Origin of the sequence: Pseudomonas kribbensis, assembly GCF_003352185.1 — a bacterium.
Taxonomy (GTDB): domain Bacteria; phylum Pseudomonadota; class Gammaproteobacteria; order Pseudomonadales; family Pseudomonadaceae; genus Aquipseudomonas; species Aquipseudomonas kribbensis.
Genome location: NZ_CP029608.1, coordinates 3735863 through 3756941 on the forward strand (window position 1 = coordinate 3735863; position 21079 = coordinate 3756941).

Annotated in this window: 24 protein-coding genes; 15 read left to right on the plus strand and 9 right to left on the minus strand. The window is 62.5% G+C overall.

Going from position 1 to position 21079, the window contains the following annotated elements; all coding sequences use genetic code 11:
- The first annotated feature begins 94 nt into the window (after positions 1 to 94).
- Positions 95 to 2038 carry a DNA topoisomerase III gene (locus DLD99_RS16970; RefSeq protein ID WP_114883771.1) on the plus strand — a complete coding sequence of 648 codons (1944 nt, stop codon included), beginning with the start codon at positions 95 to 97 and terminating at the stop codon, positions 2036 to 2038.
- Between the two features lie 47 nt (positions 2039 to 2085).
- Complete coding sequence (locus DLD99_RS16975) at positions 2086 to 2589, plus strand: GNAT family N-acetyltransferase (RefSeq protein WP_114883773.1); 504 nt, start codon at positions 2086 to 2088, stop codon at positions 2587 to 2589.
- Positions 2590 to 2601: 12 nt separating this feature from the next.
- On the opposite strand, the gene DLD99_RS16980 is transcribed toward DLD99_RS16975, so the two are convergent.
- Positions 2602 to 2973, minus strand: a complete 372-nt coding sequence (locus DLD99_RS16980; RefSeq protein WP_085654241.1) for a hypothetical protein — start codon at positions 2971 to 2973, stop codon at positions 2602 to 2604.
- A gap of 127 nt (positions 2974 to 3100) precedes the next feature.
- On the opposite strand from DLD99_RS16980, the gene DLD99_RS16985 reads away from it, so the two are divergent.
- Entirely contained in the window at positions 3101 to 3430 is a 330-nt protein-coding gene (locus DLD99_RS16985) for a hypothetical protein (RefSeq protein ID WP_047293552.1), read from the plus strand.
- A gap of 131 nt (positions 3431 to 3561) precedes the next feature.
- Here the strand turns inward: DLD99_RS16985 and cynR are convergent, their stop codons facing one another.
- Positions 3562 to 4449, minus strand: coding sequence for a transcriptional regulator CynR (gene cynR, locus DLD99_RS16990; protein WP_114883774.1), 888 nt, complete (start codon positions 4447 to 4449; stop codon positions 3562 to 3564).
- A 120-nt stretch (positions 4450 to 4569) separates the two neighbouring features.
- Here cynR and cynS point away from each other — a divergent pair, with 120 nt between their 5' ends.
- The 4 genes from cynS (at position 4570) to DLD99_RS17010 (ending at position 6971) form a co-directional block, all read left to right on the plus strand.
- Positions 4570 to 5034 (plus strand): cyanase, encoded by a 465-nt coding sequence (gene cynS / locus DLD99_RS16995; protein WP_011334741.1) that lies wholly within the window; start codon positions 4570 to 4572, stop codon positions 5032 to 5034.
- An 83-nt stretch (positions 5035 to 5117) separates the two neighbouring features.
- Positions 5118 to 5354 carry a DUF2790 domain-containing protein gene (locus tag DLD99_RS17000; protein ID WP_114883776.1) on the plus strand — a complete coding sequence of 79 codons (237 nt, stop codon included), beginning with the start codon at positions 5118 to 5120 and terminating at the stop codon, positions 5352 to 5354.
- Between the two features lie 12 nt (positions 5355 to 5366).
- Complete coding sequence (locus tag DLD99_RS17005; RefSeq protein ID WP_114883778.1) at positions 5367 to 6026, plus strand: carbonic anhydrase; 660 nt, start codon at positions 5367 to 5369, stop codon at positions 6024 to 6026.
- 171 nt (positions 6027 to 6197) lie between these two features.
- Complete coding sequence (locus DLD99_RS17010; RefSeq protein WP_114883779.1) at positions 6198 to 6971, plus strand: alpha/beta fold hydrolase; 774 nt, start codon at positions 6198 to 6200, stop codon at positions 6969 to 6971.
- Positions 6972 to 7018: 47 nt separating this feature from the next.
- Here DLD99_RS17010 and DLD99_RS17015 read toward each other — a convergent pair whose 3' ends face one another.
- The gene (locus tag DLD99_RS17015; RefSeq protein WP_114883781.1) at positions 7019 to 8521 is read right to left on the minus strand and encodes an aldehyde dehydrogenase family protein; all 1503 of its coding nucleotides are present in this window, start codon (positions 8519 to 8521) and stop codon (positions 7019 to 7021) included.
- Positions 8522 to 8590: 69 nt separating this feature from the next.
- Positions 8591 to 9499, minus strand: a complete 909-nt coding sequence (gene glsB, locus DLD99_RS17020) for a glutaminase B (RefSeq protein WP_085711458.1) — start codon at positions 9497 to 9499, stop codon at positions 8591 to 8593.
- Between the two features lie 362 nt (positions 9500 to 9861).
- Here glsB and DLD99_RS17025 point away from each other — a divergent pair, with 362 nt between their 5' ends.
- Both DLD99_RS17025 and DLD99_RS17030 read left to right on the plus strand, forming a co-directional pair.
- Entirely contained in the window at positions 9862 to 10065 is a 204-nt protein-coding gene (locus DLD99_RS17025) for an HvfA family oxazolone/thioamide-modified RiPP metallophore (RefSeq protein ID WP_114883783.1), read from the plus strand.
- A gap of 58 nt (positions 10066 to 10123) precedes the next feature.
- On the plus strand, positions 10124 to 10639 hold the full coding sequence (locus DLD99_RS17030) for an HvfX family Cu-binding RiPP maturation protein (RefSeq protein WP_096820187.1): 516 nt from the start codon (positions 10124 to 10126) through the stop codon (positions 10637 to 10639).
- Between the two features lie 3 nt (positions 10640 to 10642).
- Here DLD99_RS17030 and DLD99_RS17035 read toward each other — a convergent pair whose 3' ends face one another.
- Complete coding sequence (locus tag DLD99_RS17035; protein WP_114883785.1) at positions 10643 to 12247, minus strand: L,D-transpeptidase family protein; 1605 nt, start codon at positions 12245 to 12247, stop codon at positions 10643 to 10645.
- 152 nt (positions 12248 to 12399) lie between these two features.
- Here DLD99_RS17035 and DLD99_RS17040 point away from each other — a divergent pair, with 152 nt between their 5' ends.
- From DLD99_RS17040 to DLD99_RS17055, 4 genes are all read left to right on the plus strand, one after another.
- The gene (locus DLD99_RS17040) at positions 12400 to 13113 is read left to right on the plus strand and encodes a murein L,D-transpeptidase catalytic domain family protein (protein ID WP_085711462.1); all 714 of its coding nucleotides are present in this window, start codon (positions 12400 to 12402) and stop codon (positions 13111 to 13113) included.
- A 167-nt stretch (positions 13114 to 13280) separates the two neighbouring features.
- A complete protein-coding gene (locus tag DLD99_RS17045) occupies positions 13281 to 13532 on the plus strand; it encodes a DUF2790 domain-containing protein (RefSeq protein ID WP_114883787.1) in 252 nt (83 codons plus the stop codon).
- A 19-nt stretch (positions 13533 to 13551) separates the two neighbouring features.
- Positions 13552 to 14223, plus strand: coding sequence for a heavy metal response regulator transcription factor (locus DLD99_RS17050; protein WP_085711464.1), 672 nt, complete (start codon positions 13552 to 13554; stop codon positions 14221 to 14223).
- Entirely contained in the window at positions 14220 to 15626 is a 1407-nt protein-coding gene (locus DLD99_RS17055; RefSeq protein WP_114883789.1) for a heavy metal sensor histidine kinase, read from the plus strand. The genes DLD99_RS17050 and DLD99_RS17055 overlap by 4 nt, the downstream gene beginning before the upstream one ends.
- Positions 15627 to 15680: 54 nt before the next feature.
- On the opposite strand, the gene DLD99_RS17060 is transcribed toward DLD99_RS17055, so the two are convergent.
- On the minus strand, positions 15681 to 17072 hold the full coding sequence (locus DLD99_RS17060) for an MFS transporter (protein ID WP_114883791.1): 1392 nt from the start codon (positions 17070 to 17072) through the stop codon (positions 15681 to 15683).
- A gap of 103 nt (positions 17073 to 17175) precedes the next feature.
- Here DLD99_RS17060 and DLD99_RS17065 point away from each other — a divergent pair, with 103 nt between their 5' ends.
- Positions 17176 to 18063 (plus strand): LysR family transcriptional regulator, encoded by an 888-nt coding sequence (locus tag DLD99_RS17065; protein ID WP_114883793.1) that lies wholly within the window; start codon positions 17176 to 17178, stop codon positions 18061 to 18063.
- Here the strand turns inward: DLD99_RS17065 and DLD99_RS17070 are convergent.
- Positions 18060 to 18680, minus strand: a complete 621-nt coding sequence (locus DLD99_RS17070) for a cell wall hydrolase (RefSeq protein WP_114883795.1) — start codon at positions 18678 to 18680, stop codon at positions 18060 to 18062. The two genes, DLD99_RS17065 and DLD99_RS17070, sit on opposite strands and share 4 nt — an antisense overlap.
- 201 nt (positions 18681 to 18881) lie before the next feature.
- Here DLD99_RS17070 and DLD99_RS17075 point away from each other — a divergent pair, with 201 nt between their 5' ends.
- Positions 18882 to 19733: a CAP domain-containing protein gene (locus tag DLD99_RS17075; protein WP_085711469.1), complete on the plus strand. Its 852-nt coding sequence runs from the start codon at positions 18882 to 18884 to the stop codon at positions 19731 to 19733.
- A gap of 173 nt (positions 19734 to 19906) precedes the next feature.
- Here DLD99_RS17075 and DLD99_RS17080 read toward each other — a convergent pair whose 3' ends face one another.
- Complete coding sequence (locus DLD99_RS17080) at positions 19907 to 20059, minus strand: DUF2474 domain-containing protein (protein WP_074688757.1); 153 nt, start codon at positions 20057 to 20059, stop codon at positions 19907 to 19909.
- Positions 20046 to 21062 (minus strand): cytochrome d ubiquinol oxidase subunit II, encoded by a 1017-nt coding sequence (gene cydB, locus DLD99_RS17085; protein ID WP_114883797.1) that lies wholly within the window; start codon positions 21060 to 21062, stop codon positions 20046 to 20048. The genes DLD99_RS17080 and cydB overlap by 14 nt, the downstream gene beginning before the upstream one ends.
- Between the last annotated feature and the right edge of the window lie 17 nt (positions 21063 to 21079).

Sequence of the window (21079 nt, forward strand, 5' to 3'; positions counted from 1 at the left end):
TTTTATCTGTATATCCATACAGATAAAAGTTGCCCCGACGCCCGACTCAGGCCATTCTGTGCACCTCTTCGGGCAATGATCGACGACGGTGGTTATGCGGCTGTACCTCTGTGAAAAACCTTCCCAGGCCAAAGATATTGCGGCCGTACTCGGTGCCAGGCGCCGGGGCGATGGCTGCTGGCTGGGAACGGATGTCACGGTGACCTGGTGCATCGGCCACCTGCTGGAAACCGCTCCGCCGGACGCCTATGACGCCCGTTACAAACGCTGGGTGCTGGCGGATCTGCCGATCATCCCGGACAAATGGAAAATGACCGTCAAGCCGCGCACCGCCAGCCAGTACAAAGCGGTCAAGCGCCTGCTCGGCGAGGCCAGCGAACTGATCATCGCCACCGACGCCGACCGCGAAGGTGAAATGATCGCCCGGGAACTGGTGGAACATTGCCGCTATCGCGGGCCGATCCGCCGCTTGTGGCTGTCGGCGCTGGACGAAGCATCGATCCGCAAGGCTTTGGCGACTCTGAAGCCGGGCGCAGAAACCTTCAGCCTCTATCACTCGGCATTGGGGCGTTCACGAGCAGACTGGCTGATCGGGATGAACATGAGTCGCCTGTTCACCCTGCTCGGCCGGCAATCGGGCTATCAAGGCGTGTTGCCGGTGGGCCGGGTGCAAACGCCGACCCTGCGGCTGGTGGTGGATCGCGACCGCAGCATTGCCGATTTCATACCCGTCGCGTATTGGGCCATCGATGTGCAACTGCTGCATGACGGCACGGCGTTTACGGCGCAATGGCGTGCGCCGAACGATGCCTGTGACGATCAGGATCGCTGCCTCAATCAGGCGCTCGCCCAGCAAGCGGCCGCCACAATCAGCAGCGCTGCCAGCGCCCGGGTAGTCAAGCTGCGCACCGAGCGCATGCGCGAAGTGGCGCCCCTGCCCTTCGATCTCGGCACCTTGCAGGAAGTCTGCTCGAAGAAGCTCGGCCTCGGCGCCCAGGAAACCCTCGACATCGCCCAGGCCCTCTACGAAACCTACAAAGTCATCACCTACCCGCGCAGCGATTGCGGCTACCTGCCCCTGAGCCAGCACAGCGAGGCGCCGGGGATTCTCGCGGCGCTGCGTCAGGCCGACCCGGGCCTCGAAGCGTTGCGCGATCATCTGGAGCCGCAGCGCCGCTCCCGTGCCTGGAACGACGCCAAGGTCAGCGCCCACCACGGCATCATCCCCACCGCCGCCGCGAAGAATCTCGAACGCCTGACCGGCAAACACCGTGCGGTCTACACCTTGATCCGTGCACGGTATCTGGCGCAGTTCCTGCCCAACCACGAATACGATCGCACCCAGGCCGATTTCGATTGCGCCGGTGAAGCCCTGCGTGCCGTCGGCAAACAGATCATCGAACCGGGCTGGAAACGCGCACTGCCGGAAGCGCTGGCCCCGGCCAAGGGCCGTGAAGCCCCCGCGCCACAAACCCTGCCGACGCTGAGCCAGGGCGCCGAATGTGCTATCGCTGACGTAAAGCTCAAGGACCTGTGGACGCAGCCGCCCAAGCCCTACACCGAAGGCGATCTGATCAAGGCGATGAAGAACGTCGCCAAACTGGTGGAAGACCCGCTGCTCAAGCAGAAACTCAAGGACACCACCGGGATCGGCACCGAAGCCACCCGCGCTTCGATCATTCAAGGCCTGCTGGATCGCGGTTATCTGGTGAAGAACGGCAAGGCATTATCCGCCACACCCGCCGCGTTCAGCCTGATCGACGCGGTACCGCGAGCGATTGCCGACCCCGGCACCACGGCAATCTGGGAGCAGGCGCTGGACATGGTGCAGAGCGGCGAGATGAGTCTGGAAGAGTTCGTCACCAAGCAGGCCGCGTGGATGAGCAAGCAAGTGACCCGTTGTGCCGGCCTGAGCCTGACCATCAGCGGCCCGCCGCCTGCCGGCAAGGCTGCAGCGCCGTGGAAGAACAAGCGCAAGACCACTCGGCGCAAAACCGCCGGAACCAGCAAACGCGCGGCGAAACCGGCTGCCAAATAGCCCGCTGCGGGCTACTGTTTCTGCAGTGATTGTCAGGAGGCAGCGGCATGTCTGTCATCGAACTGCGCGTCGCCCGGCGCGACGAACTGGACACCATCGAAAACCTGATGCAGTTCTACACCTACGACTTCAGCGAATGGCTGCCGCTGAAGCTGGGCGGGCATGGTTTCTTTCCGATCCAGTTGAAGGACGATTACTGGCGCCAGCCGGCAACGCGGCCGTTCCTGATCCACGTCGACGGCGAACTGGCGGGGTTCGTGACCGTCGATGACCACCTCCTCATTGAAGGCGCCGACTACAACATCGGCTATTTCTTCGTCAGCCGACGCTGGCGTGGCCAAGGCGTCGCGCAGTTTGTCGCCTCTGCCCTCTTGAGCCATTTGCCCGGTCAATGGCAGATTTTCCATGTCGACGCCAACCTGCCTGCGCAGCGGTTCTGGGCCAGGGTCATCCCTGAAGTGAGCGGCGGCGACTTCACTCGCCAGCAGAAAACCGTGGACGGTTACCCCTGCACCTTCTACTGCCTGCGCAGCCCTTCCCACGCTGCCTGATCGGCCCTTTTCTCATTCCAGAATGACTTTGTCCGACAATATGTAGTGAGCAAAAATAATCACTACAAAACCGTTGACGGCGTCGTTTGGCTTTTGCATGATGCAGACGTCTCCCCGATCGGGAGCACTGGCAACACGCTTGAGCAAGCTCGTCTGACCGCCGAGCTGTTTTTTCCGGATACACGCTGCCCACAAGGCAGATTGAAGAAGCTGACCTGGCCTGAACGTCCAGTACAAGGACGAGAAGCGCTGGCGAAAATTCTCAAGACGCTTGTGGTCGACCCTGAAAACGTCGTCAAGGAGCCTCCCGGTTTTCGCTGCTTCTCCTCGTTGTGACGCTATTGCGTAGCAGTTATTCAACACGACTACATGCAACAGACGCATGACCCCGTACTTCACACGGGCGACCGCTGACGTCCTGGTTTCGGTGCCAGGGATCAACTAACCGATGGGCTACCTGTATTAGCGAATCAACTTTGAAAGATCACCAGACTGGTCAAGGGGCAATATCATGAATCTGAACAATCAACCTACTATCGAAGAACTGGCTCGTATGTTCGCTGCGCAAAAAGACAGCCACGACAGCCATATTCTGTGGATCAGCAAGTCGGGTCAGGTCCATATCGACTGCCTGTCGCCCCATGCTGGTGAAGAAGAGTTCGACCGGAACAACCAGAACCTGCTGGCCCGCCTGAAGATGTACCGCCGCGGCCACGGCTATGTCGGCAAGAAAGCCGCGGCCGACAAGGACTTCATCGGTAATGTTCTGCAAACGCTGAAACAGGCGTGGGACTCGATGCAGAACAAGAACGAAGTCCGGGTGATTGATCGGTTCTGCTAAGTTGAAACTTCAATAAACAAAAGGGCCTGCTTCCGATAAGGAGCAGGCCCTTTTTTGTGTCCGACTCAATATTTCAGATCGATGAATCTCTAACATTCACCTCGGTCAGTCCCCTCTCCCCTGGGAGAGGGTCAGGGTGAGGGGCTTCCCAGGCCTAGCGCGAGATTCATGAACGCCACCGCCGCCGCACTGTGATAATTGTTCTTGCGCCGCAACAACGCCGCCCCCCGCTGCGGCGCCTCACTCTCCACACGCAACCGGCGCAATGCCCGATCCTCCGTGGCAATCGCCTCCGGCAACATGGTCGCCAACGGCGCATGCCGGATCACTTCGAGCAAGGTACTCACCGAATTCACCTCGATCTGCACCTTGGGCGTGATGCCGTGCTGGCGAAAGTATTCATCGACAGACACCCGGGTGATGTAACCCGGCGCCAACAGCGCGAAATCCAGCTGCGCAATGTCATTGGGGCTCAGAACCAATGAGCTGTCATACAACGGATGCTCCCGCCCGACCATAACCCCCAGCGTCTCGACAAACGCCGGAATGCATTCAATGTCCGGGCTGCGCACCGGCGTGAACGCAATCGCGATATCCAGCGAGTCATCCGCCAGCCCCGCCTCGATGTCATCCATCGACAACTCGAAAATCTCCAGGTGAATCCCCGGATACCGCGCCACGTAGTCACGCACCAACGGCCCCACCAGATACGCCATGAAGGTCGGGGTCATGGCCAGGCGCAGCGAGCCTCGGGACAGATCCTTCACGTCATGCAACGCACGCTTGCCCGCCTCCAGTTCCACCAGCACCCGCCGCGCGCATTCGATGTAAGCCTGCCCGGCGTCAGTGGGTTTGACCGAACGCGAGGTGCGATCGAACAGATCCACACCGAGGCTTTCCTCCAGTTGCCGGATCTGTTGCGACAGGGTCGGCTGCGACACGTGCAGCGCTTCCGCCGCCCGGGTAAAACCGCCGTGATCGGCCACGGCCAGCAGGTATCGCAAATGTCGCAGCAGCATGGGGCTCTCCATCTATAGGCTGTACTTATGCCTTGTATTGTATATCGGTCTTGGACGCTATGGATCAATCAGCAGAAGATGAATCCCACACAGCAAGCCAACCCCGAAAGGAGAAGCACCATGCAATCCCAAGCCTACAACGACAGCCGCATCGCCCTGACCACCCGAGCCCTGGATGCCAAGGCACAGAAAAACCTGTCGTGGCAGGATCTGGCCGACGGCACCGGCCTGAGCCTGGCCTACGTCACCGCCGCCCTCCTCGGCCAACACCCGCTGCCGAAAGCCGCTGCCGAAGTGGTCGGCGACAAGCTTGAGCTGAGCGCCGAAGACGTCGCCGCCCTGCAAATCATCCCGCTGCGCGGCAGCCTCGACGGTGTGCCGACCGACCCGACCATCTACCGCTTCCACGAGATGATCCAGATCTACGGCACCACCCTGAAGGCACTGGTTCACGAGCAGTTCGGCGACGGCATCATCAGCGCGATCAACTTCAAGCTCGACATCAAGAAAGTCGAAGACCCTGAAGGCGGTTCCCGCGCCGTGGTCACCCTCGACGGCAAGTTCCTCCCGCTGCGTCCGTTCTGATCCCTCCGGGCCCGTACCCCGCGTGCGGGCCCTTCCCAACCTGAATTGCCAAGTCGTCACCACATCTGTCTGGAGGCTGCCCCATGCAAAAAATCCTGCTGTCCCTGGCCCTGCTCGCCGGCCTCGCCGCCCAGGCCCAGGCTGATGAAGAGGCCGTCGCCTATCGCTACGGCATGCAACTGGACATCGCGCAAGTCGTGAGCATCACCCCGGTGGCCGACATCTGCGGCGTAGTGCCGGTCGAGATGACTTACCTCGACAGCCACGGCGCAAAACACATTCTTCAATACAGCGAATTCGGTACTGGCTGTTCGAACTGAGAGGACAACACCATGAAAAACCTGATCGAAGGCTTCCTGAAGTTCCAGAACGAAGCGTTTCCGCAACGCACCGAGCTGTTCAAATACCTCGCCACGACCCAGACCCCGGGCACCCTGTTCATCACTTGCTCCGACAGCCGTGTAGTGCCCGAACTGTTGACCCAACAGGAACCCGGCGAACTGTTCGTGATCCGCAACGCCGGCAACATCGTGCCGTCCTACAGCCCGCACCCGGGCGGGGTTTCGGCGACAGTGGAATACGCGGTCGCCGTGCTCGGCGTCACCGACATCGTGATCTGCGGCCACTCCGATTGCGGCGCCATGACCGCCATCGCCCAGTGCAAATGCATGGATCACCTGCCCGCCGTCAGCGGCTGGCTGCAACATGCCGAATCGGCGAAGGTGGTCAACGAATCACGGCCACACGCCAATGACGCCGCCAAGCTCAGTTCGATGGTGCGCGAGAACGTGATCGCCCAACTGGCGAACATTCAGACTCATCCGAGCGTGCGTCTGGCCCAGGAAAAAGGCCTGCTGAACCTGCACGGCTGGGTCTACGACATCGAGACCGGCTCCATCGATGCCCTCACCGCCGACCGTCGCACCTTCGTCTCGCTGGCCGAGCAACCGTCGACCTGCGCAGTGCATGGCCAAACGGTCAATGCCGCCTGAACCGAACGCCCCGCACCTGCCGGGGCGTTTGCTTTGTATCAGCGTGTAGCCAGCGCCCTGCCAGACACAGTTCCATGCACCCGCGCCGGGAGGCGGACACATCCCCGATACAGCGAACGCCTTGAATAAGCCCGAACGCTGCATCCCTCCTCCCGACACAAGGAAAACCCGATGAACAAGTTGTTTGCAGGTTTGGCCCTCGCCGCCGCCATGGCCGGCGCCACTTCGGCGATGGCTGCCGAGAAACCCACCGTGGTGCTGGTGCACGGTGCCTTTGCCGACTCCAGCAGCTGGAACGGTGTGGTGAAGATTCTGGAAAAGGACGGTTATCCGGTAATCGCCGCCGCCAACCCGCTGCGCACGCTCAAGGGTGATGCGCAATCGGTCGCCGATGTGCTGGTCGGGATCAAGTCGCCGGTGGTGCTGGTCGGCCATTCCTACGGCGGGCCGGTGATCAGTGAAGCCGCGTACGGCAACGCCAACGTCAAGGCGCTGGTGTATGTCGCGGCACTGGCACCTGAAGCCGGAGAAACCGTGGCCGGGCTGGCCGGCAAATTCCCCGGCAGCACCCTCGGCCCGACCCTCGCGCCGCCCGTTGCATTGAAGGACGGTGGCAAGGATCTGTATATCCAGCAGGATAAGTTCCACGACCAGTTCGCCGCTGACGTTCCGAACGCCGACGCGAAACTGATGGCCGCCACCCAGCGCCCGGTCACCGAAGCGGCGCTGAACGAGGCCGCCAGCGAGCCGGCATGGAAATCGATTCCGTCGTGGTTCGTGTACGGCGACAAGGACAAGAACATCCCGCCGCAAGCCATGGCGTTCATGGCCGAACGGGCGCACGCCAAAAAGACCGTGGTGGTCAAGGGCGCGTCCCATGTGGTGATGGTGTCGAATCCGAAAGCCGTGGCCAGCCTGATCGAATCCGCCGCCAGCGCCCAGTGATACAAAAACGCCGCGCCTGTCATTGCGACAGGCGCGGTGTTCTGGTTTTAGCGTTTTACGCCCAGATCGACTTGGGTCATGCGGCTGCGGACGGTGAACACACCGTCACCCGAAAGAATCGCGCTACGGGCAAACAGGCGACCGCTTTCCCAGTTCGAAAGCCCCAGTTCCGGCTTGTTCAGCGCGTACTGGCCATCGACCCAACGGGTAATCCCGTTGCCCACGAACGGCGCGTTCACCGCGCTGTAGAAACGCTCCTGAACCGCCGCGTCTTCGCTGATCAACGACACGGTGAACTGCGGGCTGTAGCGGTTGAACAGTGCGATGGCCTGATCCAGATCGTCGACGATCATCAGGCTGGTTTCCGGGGTTTCTTCCCATTCCCACTCGCGGCCCAGCTGCGCCTCCGGCAATGGCTCGGCCAGGGCTTCGGTCTGGTAACCCTCGGCGCGATAGACCTCGACCGTCGCGTTCTGCCAGTCGCCCGGCAGGTAGCTTTCGCTGCCTTCAACGATGTGCAATTTGCAGCCCTGACCGCGCGCGGTGCCGGCCTGCTGCAAGGCGTCGAGGAACAACGGCACCAACTCAGCGGCACGGTCGCGCTGGATCAGGCAGACGTTGAGGGTGTTGCAGACCTTGCGATCCAGCGAATTACGCACCACGGCGGCGAAGCGTTTGGCGTCGGCATCACAGTCGGCAATCAGCCACGCGCCGCCGGTGCCGTGCAGGCTGACGGCAGTGCCGGCCTGCTGGGCGATGCTGCCCAACTGGCTGACCGCACGGCCTGAGCCACGGGCCACGGCCAGCGACAGACGCCGGTCGGCGAACATCGCCCAACCGGCGGCGTGGTTGACGCTCTCGACCAGCGACACCGCACCCACCGGCAGGCCGGCATCGGCCAGCGCCGGGTTCAGGGCGTGGGTGACGATGGCTTGCGCGGTGCCCAATGCATCGCTGCCAATGCGCAGCACCGCAGTGTTGCCGGTGCGCAGCACACCAGCGGCGTCGGCGAAAACATTCGGCCGGCCTTCGAACACGAATGCGACGATCCCCAGCGGCGACACCACTTGCTCGACCTTCCAGCCGTCATGTTCGACGCTGCTGATTACTTTGCCGCGAGTGGCGGGCGCGTCACGCCAGGCACGCAGACCGGCGATCATGTCGCGGCGCATGCGCTCATCGGCGAGCAATCGGGTGGTGGACCGACCGCGCGCCTTGGCCCGCTCGATGTCGGCGAGGTTGGCGGTTTCGATCAATGCCCAGGCGTCCGGATTCTCCAGCCGTTGAGCGAACAGATCGAAGAAACGGCTGATCGCTTCATCCGACACCGCGGACAACGCAGTAAACGCTGCCGCTGCACGTTCGATCGCCACCGAGGCCGCCTGCTGATCCACCACCGGAATCAGCAACAGCTCGCCGCTCACCTGCTCCACCAACAGGTGGTCGCCGGGTCGGAAACGCTCGGCCAGTTCGGGGCTGACCACGGTCACGCGGTTACCGGCGAAAGGGATGGGCGTGCCAGCGACGAGACGTTCGAGCGCGAGAGACATGGAGCGGAATCACCATATTGAGGGCGGCCGGAAAATGTATAGCTTGCCCACCCTCAAAGCAACACAGGCTCAGAACACCGACCAGCCAATCCGCGAGCTGAGCATTTCCAGCGCCGCCATCCCCGCCAGCGAGTTGCCCGCCGCGTTCAGTTCCGGCGACCACACGCACACCGTGAATTGCCCCGGCACCACCGCGACGATGCCGCCACCGACACCGCTCTTGCCCGGCAAACCGACACGGTAGGCGAAGTTGCCGGCCTCGTCGTACAGGCCGCTGGTGGCCATGATCGAGTTGACTTGCTGGGTCTGGCGGCGGGTCAAGATCTGCTCGCCGCTGTGCTTGCAATAGCCGTCGTTGGCCAGGAAGCAGAACGCCCGGGCCAGGTCGATGCAGCTCATGCGCAACGCGCAGTGGCTGAAGTAGCTGCGCAGCACCGCTTCGACGTCGTTGTGGAAGTTGCCGAAGGATTGCATCAGGTAGGCCATCGCCGCGTTGCGTGCGCGGTGCTGGTATTCGGAATCGGCGACCTTGCCGTCGACCATCACTTGAGGATTGCCCGACAGCCGTCGCACGAAGTCGCGCATCGACAAGGCCGGCGCCGCGAAGCGCGACTGGTTGATGTCGCAGATCACCAGTGCTCCGGCGTTGATGAACGGATTGCGCGGGCGGCCGCGTTCGAATTCCAGCTGCACCAGCGAGTTGAACGGCTGGCCGGACGGCTCGTGGCCCAGGCGTTCCCAGATCGCCTCGCCGGAGTGTTCGATGGCCTGCACCAGGCTGAACACCTTGGAAATACTCTGCACCGAGAACAGTGTCTCGGCATCGCCGGCGCAATACATTTCGCCGTCGTTTCCGTACACGGCGATGCCCAGTTGATCGGGCGGCACGGTGCCGAGGGCGGGAATGTAGTCAGCCACCTTGCCCTGCCCGATCAGGGGCCGGACAGCGTCAAGGATCTCGTTCAACAGCGCTTGCATGCCGGGTCTCGAAGTCTCGCCCCATGGGATTGCGGGGACACGGTGGCTAGACGCTGCGGGTCTGAGGCAAATCACACATTCGGAATAATTGAAGATCCATTGTGGGAGCGAGCTTGCTCGCGATGAGGCCAGTACAGCCAGCATCCTCGGCGCCTGAGTTACCGCTATCGCGAGCAAGCTCGCTCCCACAATTTTTGAGCAGTCTGTGTATCGCAGTGTGTACGGCCCGACGCCCGACACATCCCGCGCACAAATTCGGGCCTTCGCGACACATCCCCGATACAGCCCGACGTTCAAATGAACCTGTCGATCGGCAACCCCGATCAAGCCTTTGAACTCACATTTCTTATCGGAGATTCACCATGACCAAGCGCTCGAAAACTTCCCTGACCCTCGGCCTGCTGCTGGCCGGTGGCCTGGCCCTGTCCAACGCCGCTTCGGCTTCCGAGGCGTTCAGCGTCAAGCAACTGGATCACGGCTACAGCCAGACTCAAGCGCAGGCCGACACCCCGGAAAAAACCTCGGAAGGCAAATGCGGCGAAGGCAAGTGCGGCGCCGGCGAATAACCCTCTGCACGGGGCACGCCGGTGCCCCGTTTTCCACTGAATTGAATGGAGTCGCACCATGACCACTGCTCTTTCGACCGCCGTCAAAGGCTTGCACCTGAACCTCGACCGCGCCGGCCAGTGGCTCGCGCCGCTGACCCTGCGCCTGTTCATCGCCTGGGAGTTTTTCGAATCGGGTCTGGAAAAATTCAACGGCCAGAACTGGTTCGAGGACATTCAGGACCGCTTCCCGTTTCCCTTCGATCACTTGCCGGCGACGCTGAACTGGGAGCTGTCGATGTGGGCCGAGCTGATCTGCGCCCTGGCGATCCTGATCGGACTCGGCACACGGATCTCGGCGATTTCGCTGATCGTGGTGACGGTGGTCGCCACCGCTGCCGTGCACTGGCCGGCAGACTGGTCATCGTTGAGCGAACTGGCCCAAGGCTACGCGATCACCAACAAAGGCTTCGGCAACTTCAAGCTGCCAGCGATTTACCTGGCTGCGCTGGTGCCGCTGGTGTTCGCCGGGGCCGGCAAGTTGAGCGTGGATGCGTGGCTGGCGCGGTTTTTCTGGAAACGCGCCAGCCGTTGAGAATCAATGCGCCCGATCAAGTCCCGCAAGCAACGCGCTGTCACGGCTGTAGATGTCCGGCGCGTAGAGCACGCGGCCTTGCCCGTCGACCTGTGCCGTCCAGTACGTCATGAGGATCGGCACCGGATTGCTCAGGCGAAACTCATGGGTGGTGCCGGTGGCAAGCAAGGTATCGGTGCGGGCTCTTTCCGCCGGGCTGAGCAGGAAGTCGCGCAGTTTCATCGGGTGCTCGACCCGCACACAACCGGAACTGAACGCCCGTGGTCCCTTGTCGAACAGCGCTTTGCTCGGTGTGTCATGCAGGTACACCGAGAACGGGTTGGGGAAGCGGATAACCATCTGTCCCAACGGGTTGCGCGGCCCGGCGTCCTGACGCAGAAGGATGTTGCCGGGATTGTCCCAGTCGATGTCGGCAGCGGCCAGCGGCTGGCCGTTGGCGTCGAGTACTTGCAGGTTCTGACGGCTGAGGAAGGTCTGGTCCTTGCGGATTTCCGGCAGCTTGTCTTCTTTCCAGATGGTCGGCGGCACGGTCCAGGTCGGGTTCAGCGTCAGGCGCGTGACCCGGGATTTGAGCAACGGTGTCTGGCGCTCGGCGCGACCGACCTGAGTGCGGGTCTGCCACACCGGCAGGCCGCCCTGGTACAGGGTCAGTTCGGCAGCGGCGACGTTGACCAGCAGGCCGTCGGGCTCCATGTCCTGGGCCAGCCAGCGGAAACGCTCAAGGTTGACCCGCAACTGCTCGCGACGGGTCAACGGGCTGATGTTCATTTCGGCAATCGTCCCCGGCCCGACCACACCGTCGGCCTGCAACGAATGGTTGGCCTGGAAGCTTTTCACGGCTTCGACCAAAACACCGTGGTAGGCGTTGTCCGGCGTGCCGACCACACTGCTCAGATAACCTTCGCTGTACAGTCGTCGCGCCAGCTCCGGCACGCGTTTGTCTTCCATGTCCGGACGCAGCAACGGCCCGTTGCCCACCGATTGCCAGTGCGGCAAGGCCTGCAGGCGTTGCGCGGCGTAGAGATGGCGCAGGTTCTGGTATTGCGCCAGGCGCGGGCGGGCCAGATCGAAGGCGGCGGCAACGTCATGCATGCCCGGCACGGCAATGGCGAGCAGCTCCGCCTGACGGTCGCGGGGCGTATCGTCGGAATGCCACAACGGTTCGAAATGCGATTGCAGCAGACGACCGTAATGCAGGTCCTGCAAGGCCTGCAGGTAATTGCGGCTGATGTCGATATCGGCGCACAGTTCGCCATCCTGCGGGGCCGTATCGGCGACCGGATAGCGTTTCGGATTGAGGCCATCGTCGGCCAACAGCTGCAATTGTGCATGCAAGGCCGGCAATTGCCCGGCCGCTGCCCAGACCGGCATCCAGTCCTGTTGCCGGTAGAAGGCCTGCAACTGTTCCAGGGCCGGGCCACTGAGACGGGCGGCAATCGCCGGGCAAGCCTGCGGCAGGCCGATCAGCACGGCCTGCAACGGACTTTGCGGCTCCACGGGCACCTCCGCCGGCAGTGTCGGGAGCGCCGGCAACGGCTCTTCGGCACAAACGACAAACGGCGCAGCGAGCAGACAAATGCTCAAGTAGCATGCGTACTTTTTGAACAACTGCTTTACTCCAATCCGTGGCCGTCTTGATTGACGGTCAACCTTACATCAGGTGCGGTGATACAGTCAGGTCCGATTCGCGGGCCTGCCCGGGACGACTGGACGTCAGGAGCCAAAGTGCCAACCATGTAGCCAGTGAGGATTCACTTTAAATGTTGACGTTTTTGCGCCGACTTCTGCTGACTGCCGCTGCCCTGGGGCTGGGGACCAGTCAGGTTTTTGCCGCCGGCACCGCTTCGCCGGTTCTCTACAACAGCCTCGCCCACGCCGCTCCGGAACTCAATCCCCAGGCGCTGAAAGGTGCCCTGAACGCCATGCAATGCGCGATCAACAACGGCGCGAAGCAGTCCCGTCACCTGGCGATCATCGATTATTCGCAACCGTCCACCGAGCGACGCCTGTGGATCTTCGACCTGACGCAGAAAAAACTGATCCTGCGCGACCTGGTCGCCCACGGTTCGAAATCCGGGGACAACTTCGCCACCCGGTTCTCCAACCGTGAGGGCAGCTTCCAGTCCAGCCTCGGTTTGTTCCGCACCCAGGAAAGTTACGAAGGCACTCACGGTTATTCGCTGCGCATGGACGGCCTGGAGCCGGGCGTCAACGACATGGCCCGCGACCGCGCTATCGTGATTCACGCCGCCGACTACGTGAATCTGTTCTGGAGCAAACGTACGGGCCGGCTGGGCCGCAGTCAGGGTTGCCCGGCCGTACGGCCGCAGGTCGCCAGACGGGTGATCGACAGCCTGAAGGACGGCCAGTACATGTTTTCCTGGTACCCGGACCAGCACTGGCTGAAGTCCTCGCCGTACCTCAACTGCCAGCCGCAGCAGATTGCGAGCATCCTCAGTACCCACGGCAGTTGAAAACAGCCGCTGTCCAAACAATCCCCTGTTCTCACAGGAGATTTGTGTTTTCAGGGTTTCATTACAACTTTGTCATTGAGTTGTCGGTTTGCCGAGCGGATCGCTCGGTAGCCTGAAGTTGTTCCGGCACACCTGCCGATCCACTTCACCGACACGAGTGACTCATCATGAAAACCCTGATCCTGGCCTTCACCGCCCTCCTCGCCACCGGTTCCGTGTTCGCTGCCGAAATGCCGGACAACACGGTCATTCACGACACCAACGGTTTCTACGTGCACCTGGATGTCGACAAAGTCCTCTCCAGCACCGATATTTCCCAGGCTTGCGGCGTCATTCCCGCACGACTCAACTACCTCGACCACCAGGGCCGCGAACATGTGCTGGACTACCAAGTGCAAGGCAGCGGTTGCACCAACTGACCAGTGAGGCGCAGTGCCAATGAATATCCTTGTCGTCGAAGACGAACCCAAGGCCGGCAACTACCTGCTCAACGGCTTGCAGGAACTGGGTTACAACGTGAGCCTGGCCCGGGACGGCGCCGACGGTCTGCACCTGGCGCTGGAACACGACTTCGACGTGATCGTGCTGGACGTGATGATGCCGAAAATGGATGGCTGGGAAGTCCTGCGCCGGCTGCGCAAGGAAGCCGACACGCCGGTGCTGTTTCTCACTGCCCGTGACGACATCGCCGACCGGGTCAAAGGCCTGGAGCTGGGCGCCGATGACTACCTGATCAAACCGTTTTCCTTCGCCGAACTGGTGGCGCGTCTGCGTACCCTGACCCGGCGCGGGCCGATCCATGAAGAAGAACAGTTGCAGGTGGCCGATCTGCAGATCGACGTGCTCAAGCGCCGGGTCACCCGCGCCGGCAGCCGGATCACTCTGACCAACAAGGAATTCGCGCTGCTGCAACTGTTCGCCACCCACGAAGGACAAGTGCTGTCGCGCTCGCTGATCGCGTCCCGGGTGTGGGACATGAATTTCGACAGCGACACCAATGTGGTCGATGTCGCCGTGCGCCGCCTGCGGGCGAAGATCGACGACCCGTTCCCGCTCAAGCTGATCCACAGCGTGCGCGGCATCGGCTACCGCTTCGATACCCAGCCATGAAAATCACCGGCACGTATTCCCTGACGCTGCGCCTGGCGCTGGTGTTCGCGGTGCTCGCCTTCGCGTCCCTGGCGGGCCTCGGCGCGGCGCTGTACAACGCGCTGGATGAACAACTGACCCGCCGCGATGACATTCAGCTGGTCAGCCGCATCGATCAGTTGCGCACCATCCTCAACGACAGCAACACCCTGGAGCTGATCCAGAACAAACCGGCGCTGTTCCAGAACATGCTGGGCAACCGCGAAGCGCTGTTGACCATCGGCGCGCCGGGGCAACCGCCCTTGTTCGTGGTCAATCCCAGCAACCTGACGTTGCCGACCGTACCCGCCGTGCCGATCAACCATGTGATGGCCCTCAACGACGTGCAACATCTGCCGAGCATCAACGGCGTGCCGTTCTCGGCGGTGGCGGCCAGTATCGACTCCGGCGATCAGGGCAATCTGCAAGTGCTGATCGGCAAGGTGATGAGCGAACGCACGGCGATGCTCGCCAGTTATCGGCTCAGCGTGTATGGCCTGGCGTCACTGGCGGCGATTGTCCTGGCGCTGGTCGGCTGCCTGCTGGTGTATCGCGGCCTGCTGCCGCTGCGCCGGCTTGCACGGCATGCCCACGGAATCGGCATCGCCAACCTCGGTGAACGCCTCGACCGCCACGGCACACCCCGGGAATTGCAGCCGATGATCGAAGCCTTCAATGCGATGCTGGACCGGCTCGACCGAGGGGTCACCCAACTGAGCCAGGTCTCCACCGACATGGCCCACGAACTGCGCACGCCCATCAACAACCTGCTCGGCGAAACCCAGGTCGCCCTGCAACAGAACCGCAGCGTCGAGGCCTATCAGCAGTTGCTCGCCTCCAACGTCGAAGAGCTCGAACGGCTGGCGCGGATGCTCGACAACATGCTCTTTCTCGCCCGCACCGACCCGGCCAGTGCCTTGAGCCAGCGTCAGGAGCTGGACGCCTGCGATGAAATGCAACGTATCGCCGATTACTTCGAAGGCCTGGCCGCCGATGTCGGCGTCACCATCGAGGCCCGTGGCAGCGGCGTGATCTGGGCCGAGCCGATGCTGCTGCGCCGGGCCCTGGCCAATCTGTGCGCCAACGCGATCAAGTACGGCGCAGCGGATTCGACGATGCAGGTTGAAGCCATCGCCGAACCGGATGGCAGCTACCTGCGGGTGCGCAATCACGGGACGACGATTCCCCCGGAGCATCTGTCGCGGCTGTTCGAACGTTTCTACCGCGCCGATCCGTCCCGCGAGCGTTCGGCCCAGTCCAACGGTCTGGGCCTCTCGATCGTGGCGACCATCATGCAATTGCATCAGGGCCGCTACAGCGTCAGCAGCGCTGATGGTGTCACCTGCTTTGAGCTGTTCTTTCCGGCCCGCCAACTTCGGGATTGAGTGTTCTTTGTGGGAGCGAGCCTGCTCGCGATAGCGTCAAATCAGCCAGCTTAATCAGCGCCGGACACTCCGCATCGCGAGCAGGCTCGCTCCCACAGGGCTGCAGCCAAGGCCGAGGGCAGCGATCATTAACGCCGTGGCAACGCCAAAAGTGACATGTAATCCGCTGGCAATCACTTCAGTCGATGCCTGGGTCGGATCGTCCGTGGTCAGGGCAAACACCGCACCCATGGCCGCCGCCCCGGTGATCAACCCCAGATTGCGTGACAACCCGAGCATGGCCGAGACCACCCCGCGCTGATCCTGCCCGACACCCGCCATCAGCCCGGTATTGTTGGCGGCCTGGAACAGCGCATAACTCAATGCAACCACCGTTATCGGCAACACATAGGCAAGCAGTCCGAAACTCACCGGCAACAGCGCCAGCAAAGCACAACCGCAGGCCAGCCCAAGCAATGCGCCCGGCACCATTCGCCGCGCCCCGAAACGATCCACCAGACGCCCGGCCGGTACACCGCTGAACGCCGCCAGCAACGGCCCGACCGACAACACCAGTCCGACCTGAGTGCTGCCGAGCCCCAAGCCTCGGCTCAGGTAAAACGGCCCGACCACCAGCGTGGTCATCATCACCGTGGTCACCAGCAAGGTCAGCGCCAGACTGCTGCTGATGCGTGAATCGGTGAACAATGACAAATGAATCAGCGGCGCCTTGCTCTTCTTCTCGATCAGGATGAACAGCCCCACTCCCGACAGACTGATCAGCAACAACGTCGGGGTGAATCCTTCAACTGTCATCGCCAGTGCATAGGCCGCCAGCGTCAGCATCAGCACCGCAGTGCCGGGATAATCGAACGCAAGAGGCTTGCGTTCGACTCGGTCCTTGGGCAGATAGCGATACACCAGCCATGCGTTGAGCAAACCCAACGGCACGTTGATCACAAAGATCGACTGCCAGCCGACATGCGCCATCAACAGCCCACCGAGCGACGGCCCGAGGGTGGTGCCAGTGGCCGACATCGTGGCCAGCAACCCCATCGCACTGCCGGCCCGGGCCTTGGGCACCGCGTCGGCCACCAGCGCCACGGTCAACGCGAACATGATCGCCGCACCCACGCCTTGCACCGCCCGCGCACCGATCAGCCAGGCCAGGCTCGGCGCCAGTGCGCAGGCCAGCGAAGCGGCGGTAAAGATGCCGATGCCGATCAACAACAAGCGCCGCCGCCCGAAGCCGTCACCCAATCGCCCGACGCTGACAATCAAGGTGGTGACCGCCAGCAGATAGGCCAGCACGATCCACTGCACTTCCTGAAACGTCGCATCGAAGGCCGCCGCCAGGGTCGGCAGTCCGGCGTTGGCGATGCTGGTGTCCAGTGACGGCATCAGCATCGACAGCGCCAGACTGGTCAACGCCCAGCGGGCTGAAGGGTTCAGGGGTTCTCGGTGCATGGGGGGCTCACAGGGCAGAAGTCATGGGACATAGCCTGAGCCTCGACAATACAAGGCGCAAGACGCATGCTTTGCACTTGATACATGCATGGAACGCCATGTCATGAATGCACCGGATCTGAACTTGTTGATCACCCTCGACGTGCTGTTGAGCGAAGGCAGCGTCGCCCGCGCCGCCACGCGCCTGGGTCTGAGTCCGTCCGCCATGAGCCGGGCGCTGGCCCGGTTGCGGGAAACCACCGGAGATCCGCTGCTGGTACGCGCCGGTCGTGGACTGGTGCCGACCCCGCGAGCGCTGGAGTTGCGCGACCGGGTCAGCTATCTGGTGCAGGAAGCCGAAGCGGTTTTGCGCCCGGCAGAAGTGCTCGATCCCGGCCAGTTGCGGCGCACTTTCACCCTGCGCAACACCGACGGTTTTGTCGAAACCTTCGCCGCCGCCCTGCTCGCCCGCATCGCCGAAGAAGCGCCCGACGTGCGCCTGCGCTTTGTGCAAAAGGCCGACAAGGACAGCACGCTGCTGCGCGAAGGTCGGGTGGATCTGGAAACCGGTGTGGTCGACGACAGCACCGATCCGACGCTGCACAGCCGCATCCTGTTCCGCGATCAGTGGATCGGTGTGGTGCGTGAGGGGCATCCGTTGAGCAGCGGCAAGGTCAGCGCCAAACGCTTCGCTTCGGGCCAGCACATTCTGGTGTCACGCCGTGGTCGCAGCAGCGGCCCGGTGGACGAAGCGCTGCTCGCCTTCGGCCTGACGCGGGACATCGTCACTTCGTTCGGCGGCTTTTCGGCGGCGCTGACGCTGGTACGAGAATCCGACCTGATCGCCACCGTTCCGGAACGTCACACCAGCAAATTGCGGACGGGTCTGTTCAGCTTCGCCCTGCCGTTGCGCATGCCGGACATCAGCGTTTCGATGCTCTGGCACCCACGCATGGACGCTGACCCGGCGCATCGCTGGTTGCGCAACTGCGTGCGGGAAGTCTGCGCCTAACGCGCCTCACCGTCCTTGGGTTTGTAGAACAGGAATTTTCCGGTTTCGGCGGTCTTGGTGTACTTCTTCGCCCAGCTCGGGTCGACGTTGTGGTCGTGGAAGTACAAAGCGCCGTGGGTGCGATCGGGGAGCTGACGGTTCAGGGCCTTGCCGGCAATATCCTTGGCCAGCGCATATTCGGCGTCTTCCTTGACCTGATCCGACTTGCCATCGCACCACCAGGAAAACTGGCAACTCTTGGTTTCCGAGCCCTGCTTGACCACCTCGCATACGGTGCCGGGGAAGCCGTCGTGACCGAGGCGATTCATCACCACATTGGCCACGGCTTCCATTTCCGCCGTGTCCTTGCCCTTGGCTTCCCAATAGATGCTGCGTGCCAGACAGGTGATCGGGTCGTCGAGCGGCGCGGTGCCGGCCGGGTCGACGGCTTGCACCTCTTTCGGGGTGATGGCTTCGGATTTCGGCGCCGGGGGCGCGTTGGGCTTGACGGCCGCTTTTTCTTCCAGTACCTCGGCTTTCGCTTCGGCTTTTTCCTTGATCGGTGCCTGATCGGTGGCCAGCACCGCGCCGCTCAGCAGGGTCAACACAAGACAACAGATCAGCCCGTGCAATTTCATGATCGATTCTTCCGGCAGCGCCCGTTGCGGGCAAAGTGTTACGTGGCTGAGACGCCCGGATTCCGGGGACTTCGCAGAGTGTAGACGGCAGAATCCGGCGCAACGTTCCGTGCTGAAAACCACACCATGAAGAAAAAAGACATTGCACGACCCCGGGGCGTTTCGCGCATCATGGGCGCACTCAGCCCAAGGGAGATTTCCATGCGCTTCATGCCATCCGTTCTGCGATTCGCCGCGTTGTCCACGGGCCTGGCGCTGGCCGCTTCGGCCATGGCCAGTGACGAGTCGCAATTGATCGAGTCGATCAACAGCTACCGCAGCCAGCCCCAGCGCTGCGGCACCCAGGCGTCAAGCGAATTGCCGCCGCTGTCGGCCGACCCGCGCCTGCATCTGCCGGCCAGTGGTGTCGTCGATCTGCAACAGGCCATGGCCAGCGCCAGTTACCCGATGGTCAACGTGCAGGCGATCACCCTCAACGGCCCTAGGGATGCGGCGGCGGCAATGAAGGCGATTCAGGAGAGCTTCTGCCAGGTAGTGCTGGATCCGCAGTTCGTCGATATCGGCGTCAGCCGCGCCGACCGCGACTGGCGCATCACCCTGGCGCGACCGCTGCTGTCGGCACGCCTGGGCGACGGACAAGCCGAAGGCCAGAAACTGTTGACGCAACTCAACGCCGCCCGTAGCCAGCCGCGCCAGTGCGGCGGCCAGGCATTCTCCGCGGCGGCGCCACTGGCGTGGAACGCAGTGCTCGGCGGTGTGGCCCAGGATCACAGCCGCGAGATGGCCAACAACAACTATTTCGACCACAAGGACCGCAACGGCGGCACCCCTGGCGACCGCGCCGAACTGGCCGGTTACAGCGGCCAGCAGGTCGGCGAGAACATCGCCGCCGGGCAGGACACGGTGCAGAAAGTCGTCGCCGGCTGGCTCGCCAGCCCCGGCCACTGCGCCAACCTGATGAACCCGCAGTACCGCGAACTGGGTGCGGCCTACGCAGTCGATCCGAAGAGCAGCGCCGGCATTTACTGGACGGCGATGTTTGGTGGCGAATGATGACTTGAATCCACCGCTGCCCCTGTGGGAGCGAGCCTGCTCGCGATGAGGTCATCACATCTTCATAGACTGAAAGATCGCTATCGCCAGCAGGCTGGCTCCCACAGGGGTTGTGCAGTGGATGCAATATGCAGGCAATAAAAAACCGGAGCCAGGCTCCGGTTTTTTTATGCTCAGTGGGTTCTCATCCCCGCCGCATACATCGCCAGTTTCAGCAGGCTCGCCACCACCGCCAGCGACACCACGCTGCCGGACCAGATCAACAACAGCCAGCCCAGACGTTTGTACCAGCGGCTTTTCACTTCACGCATCTCAATGGTAGCCATCGCCGATCCTCACTTTGCCGCGGAACACGTAGTAGTTCCAGAAGGTGTACATCAGGATCACCGGCAGGATGAACAGCGCGCCGATCAGGGCGAACAACTGGCTGGTGGCCGGTGATGCCGCCGCCCACAGGCTGACCGACGGCGGGATGATGTTCGGCCAGATGCTCAGCGCCAGCCCGATGTAGCCGAGGAACATCAGTACCAGGGTGAACACGAACGGCCAGTGGGTGTGTCGCTGACGCAACGAACGCAGCAGCCCGAACAGCGCCAGTGCCGCCAGCACCACCAGCCCGGCGAACACGGTCAGGTGTGCATGGTTGAACCAGCGCGTGGCCAGTTCCGGATGCATTTGCAGCGTCCACGCGCCGATCACCAGCACCATCGCCAGCAACAGCCACGCCAGCGGACGGCTGTAGTGACGCATCCGCGACTCGAGCATGCCTTCTGTTTTCACCAGCAGCCAGGTGCTGCCCAGCAAGGCATAGGCGACCACCAGACCAACGCCGCAGACCAGCGGGAACGGCGCCAGCCAGTCGAGACCGCCACCGGCAAACTGCCGATCCACCACCGGAATCCCGGCCACATACGCGCCGATCACCACACCCTGGGAGAACGTCGCCAGCAGCGAGCCGCCGATGAACGCCCAGTCCCATAGATGACGTTTTTCCGCTGGCGCCTTGAAGCGAAACTCGAACGCCACACCCCGGAAAATCAAACCCGCGAGCATGAAGATCAGCGGCAGATACAGCGCCTCCAGAATCACCCCGTAAGCCAGCGGAAACGCGCCGTACAACGCCGCGCCGCCGAGCACCAGCCAGGTTTCGTTGCCGTCCCAGACCGGCGCGACGGTGTTCATCATCACGTCGCGTTCCTGCTCGTCGCTGATCATCGGAAACAGAATCCCGAGGCCCAGATCGAAGCCGTCCATGATCACGTACATCATCACCCCGAAGGCAATGATCACACCCCAGATCAACGAGAGATCGATACCTTGAATACCCATGACTCAATGCTCCTTTA